This is a genomic window from Paraburkholderia sp. RL18-085-BIA-A, from assembly GCF_046027075.1.
GTDB lineage: Bacteria > Pseudomonadota > Gammaproteobacteria > Burkholderiales > Burkholderiaceae > Paraburkholderia.
In genome coordinates this window covers 1-4120 of record NZ_JARESU010000297.1, presented here as the reverse complement: position 1 = coordinate 4120, position 4120 = coordinate 1, and the positions used below count along the sequence as shown (strand labels likewise).

The following is a 4120-nucleotide window of genomic DNA, read 5'->3' as shown; positions in this document are numbered from 1 at the left end:
GCAGGAGAGCACGCCGGAAAGCTTCGTCGGGCCATCTCAAGGTAAGAATTCCGCGGACGGACAAATTTCGCCAAAACCTCCGGAATACCGGCCAAACCGGTTCCACAGACTTCAATGCGATAACCTCGTACGCGCCAACGCCGTTTTCTCGCCCGTAGACGGCCGCCGGAACCGGAAGAACCGTTTCTTCGCAGAAGATAAGGCCGCTAGTCTGCGCGACGGAGCTCGAGCGGTCAATCGTTGGACGATCCGTATTTCCGCAAGGCGTGGAAGCTTTCTGTCGCCGACTCGGCAAAACTGTGCGCAGGAGAAGACTTGAATGCTAACTCGAAACTGGTTCAAGGCGGGATGAGGTCTATCCTGTATCGATACGTCGCCGAACGTCCTCAAGAAAAGATACTATTCGATACGCTCCGTCCAAAGTACGTTTCGTTGAACGTTCCAGGCAAATACCAGCCGTGCAATCCCACGTAAATGCGCTATACGATGGATTGATTTGCGAACCGTTTATCATAATGCCGAACGTATCGTTGCCGCTGTCGAGCACGTAGTACATCACCGACTGAATGTTGTGAGTCTTTCTCGCCTGATAGTGATGGCGGTGTCCATATCGGGCGTCTGTTCCGGACGATTTACCTGATCGACTACCTCACCAATCCGGCGTTTCGCGCCGAATTGCAGCATGTGCTCAATCGCGGGGAGGCGGTACATACAGTTCAGCGGGCGATCCCATCCGGACGTCGCGATCGGTGACGGCAATCCTCTCTTCACTCATAGAGATGTGGGTAATCCTGAGGACCGACAACACGATGACGTTTTCACTCTCCGCATCGCGCCCTTTCTACGCCATTGAGGTTGGCCAACTCCACGATAGCGGGTGCGGCCTCGTGGAGAGGAACACGATCGAATCGAAAGTTACGCAACCGACGGGGTCGTCGGCGATTTATTTGTGGTCTGACGACTACAACGCCGACACCCAGTTTGAGGTGGTTGCGAACCGAACTGTCGGCTTCCAGATCGATCTGATTACGGATAACAAGGGCAAGAACCCCGGCAGAACGTGCTATTTCATAATCGAGGAAAACGCTTTCGGGGCGAGAACCTACACGAAAGAGGATCATGGTTCGAAGGTGAGCGGTTCCTTCTTGCGTGCCAATCAGGGGATTCAGATAGCGTCGGGAGGCCGTGGTGGACGGGCGTTATGTGACTGCAGCGACATGCATTGTAAAAAATCGCTCGACCACTCAACTGTCTCATCCATTGCGGTACGCGGCGTGCCGAAGTGCCGTCCATGGACACGTTGCACCTTTGTGGAACCCCGCAGACTTCCGGCAGCGAGTACCGCAGGATCGTCAACCGGGTGTTTCCAAGACGAACGGCCACCAATCTGTCGCGCCCATACCGTTTTGTATCAGGTTGTTACAGCAAGCAGATTGGAATAATTTCCCGGCGGTCGATTGAATTTGTAACGCCTTCGGCGGATTCGGACATTAATGCACTAATTCCTGCCGGGGACATTTTTATGCTTTGTGCGGAGCCTATCCTTCACCCCATGGAAAAGTTCCCATTGTCATTCCCCATGTACTATTTGCGATCCGAATGATCAACAGGTTGTATTTGAATGTGAAGACTCGGCCGCGGGCGCGCACTGGTGCCGAAATGCGCGCCCCCTCTTGTCTCCAAACCGGAGGGTCGAAGTGAAAGTTGCTATCGTTCACGATTGGTTGGTGGTTTCGGGCGGTGCAGAGAAGGTTCTGAAAAATATCATCGAATGCTTCCCTAAGGCGGACATCTTTGCAATTGTAGATTTTCTTGAAGACCGTGATTGCGTGAAGGGAAAATCCGTCAAAACCTCGTTTATCCAGCAAATGCCTTTTGCCCGAAGGCGTTATCGCGCATATCTGCCCTTGATGCCAATCGCTATCGAACAAGTCGACTTGTCCGCCTATGATCTCGTGATATCAAGTTCGCATGCAGTGGCAAAAGGTGTTCTTACGGGGCCGAATCAGATACACGTCAGCTACGTCCATTCACCAATTCGCTATGCGTGGGACCTGCAGCATCAGTATCTTAGAGAGGCTCATCTGGCAACTGGACTCAAATCTGTCATGGCACGTGTTCTGCTCCATTACGTCCGCGGCTGGGATTCGCGCTCGGCCAACGGAGTCGATCACCTTCTTGCCAATTCACAGTTCATCGCGCGACGGATCAGAAAAGCGTATCAACGCGAAGCAACGGTGATCTATCCGCCTGTCGATTTGAAAAACATGACGATGAGCACGCAAAAGGATGACTTTTATGTCACAGCTTCACGCATGGTGCCCTACAAACGGATCGATCTGATTGTCCAAGCCTTTTCGCGGATACCCCAACGCCGGCTCGTTGTGATCGGAGATGGTCCCGAGATGAAACGGATCAGGTCGCTGGCTGCAGAGAACGTGACCATTCTGGGTCAACAGCCGTCCGGTGTTCTTGTCGATCACCTGCGGCGAGCACGCGCGTTTGTGTTTGCGGCCGAAGAGGACTTTGGAATCGCCGTGGTCGAAGCTCAGGCATGCGGAACCCCGGTCATCGCGTTCGGCAAGGGAGGGGTGCTTGAGTCGGTTGTCGGCTTGCCGCTTGAGCGGCCCACTGGCGTTTTCTTCGGAGAGCAGACACCGGAGTCGCTAATGGGGGCGATCATCCGGTTTGAGAAAAACGCCAGCCTGTTCGATCCACGACAATGCCGCGCCAACGCCGAGCGATTCTCGTCCGAGAACTTCAAGGCGGCACTGATGACATTTATCGACGCCCAACTGCCGTACGGGGACAACGAACCGTTTGCGCGGTATAGTGTCAAGGCAGAACTGCCAGCCGATGTCAGTACGGAGTTCGCCGGTCTCAGTCAAGAGGTGCGCGCCGGTTAGCGTCGTCTCGCGGACGCGTCGAACCGAATGACGAAATCATGGGAGGGCTACGGGATTGGGGCGGGCGTTACCCAAATCACGCGAAGGCAGGACTTGCGGGAATTGATATACAGGCGACCTTCGTTCTTTGGAAAGAAAAACGCGAAGTTGTCCGACGCAGTTCAGAGGCCCGCCTATCGTGGGCATCGTCAATTGCGTCAGCTTGAACGGGCGGCCTTGTCCGGTTGAAGCGGACATTTCCTAGGCGTTGAATGGCATTTCAATTCGTTCAGCATGAGTTCCCATCTGCGCAGTATGATTCGGGCCTTCGCTCAGCTTCCAGTTTGGGTTAATTATTCATGTCGGTAGCTCAATGATGTGGCAGCCCCTTCGAGAATGTCCTCCCTGAGTGTATCCGGGATAGCTTGCCATTCTTCGCCAAGCAGATTCAGGACGCGAATTGGTGCGCGGGAGCTCGCTTCGCGCAATTGCCGACCTCTCGTGCGCCGCCGACGAGGAAATCATCGAAACCCGCATGACCTTCCGGATGGCCGTGTATTTTCCCGTACGCCTCATTGCTGATGCCGCTTCTTCTGATCGCAAGAAATGAGGGATCGCAGCGATCTATTCTGCTCGCGGCTCCGGAGTCCAAAGTTTTTCTTCTTGGGGCTTCACCAACCTTGAAGTTCAGGATAGTGCGGAGCACTATATCCTGCCCAAAAGGGGTAAGACGAAAGAAGCCGGCGTGAATTTGCTTGCCGAGTTCATAGTGCAGGTGAGATGACCACATGCTTGGCTCATTAAAGTGCTCGGGCGATCAGCTCCGTGTTGGCATTTGGATACGCTCTCAGCGCACATGTCGCGATGTAGGGCAGAGCTCCATCTTTGGTGAAACAGATGCGTTCTCGATGAGTGTCCCACCAGCTTGATGCGGTGCGCGCCTCAACCTCGACAAGTGAACAAAGCCGATACGTCGACTACTCGATATTCTGCGCTGAAGCTGTCCGCCACCTCGAGCGCCGGGCGCATCGCCGGCTTCAGAAGTATGCGGGCGGTGTGGGCGCCGGCGGGATGGGTACGGGATGCGGCAGCAGGTCGAAGGGACTCGGGGTCGCGCACACGGTGCTGGTCGCGATTCGTAAGTAGCGCGAAGTGGTCGAAAGGGACCTATGGCCCATCAGCAGCTGGATCCGGCGCACGTCGGTGCCGGCCTCCAGTAAATGCGTGGCGAAGGC

Annotated in this window: 4 protein-coding genes and 1 pseudogene; 3 read left to right on the top strand and 2 right to left on the bottom strand. The window is 55.0% G+C overall.

Annotation, left to right across the window (positions count from 1 at the left end; genetic code table 11):
* The 3 genes and pseudogenes from P0D89_RS51310 to P0D89_RS51300 all read left to right on the top strand — a co-directional run.
* Window positions 1–319 (top strand): hypothetical protein (locus P0D89_RS51310; RefSeq protein WP_408370576.1); only part of this gene is annotated, 319 nt, incomplete at its 5' end.
* Between the two features lie 275 nt (window positions 320–594).
* A pseudogene (locus P0D89_RS51305) lies at window positions 595–741 on the top strand (Tn3 family transposase); the annotation flags it as partial.
* 956 nt (window positions 742–1697) lie between these two features.
* Window positions 1698–2906, top strand: coding sequence for a glycosyltransferase family 4 protein (locus P0D89_RS51300; RefSeq protein ID WP_408370578.1), 1209 nt, complete (start codon window positions 1698–1700; stop codon window positions 2904–2906).
* 427 nt (window positions 2907–3333) lie between these two features.
* Here P0D89_RS51300 and P0D89_RS51295 read toward each other — a convergent pair whose 3' ends face one another.
* Both P0D89_RS51295 and P0D89_RS51290 read right to left on the bottom strand, forming a co-directional pair.
* Entirely contained in the window at window positions 3334–3675 is a 342-nt protein-coding gene (locus P0D89_RS51295; RefSeq protein ID WP_408370580.1) for a hypothetical protein, read from the bottom strand.
* 247 nt (window positions 3676–3922) lie between these two features.
* The coding region (locus tag P0D89_RS51290; RefSeq protein ID WP_408379368.1) for a tyrosine-type recombinase/integrase at window positions 3923–4120 on the bottom strand (198 nt) is incomplete at its 5' end.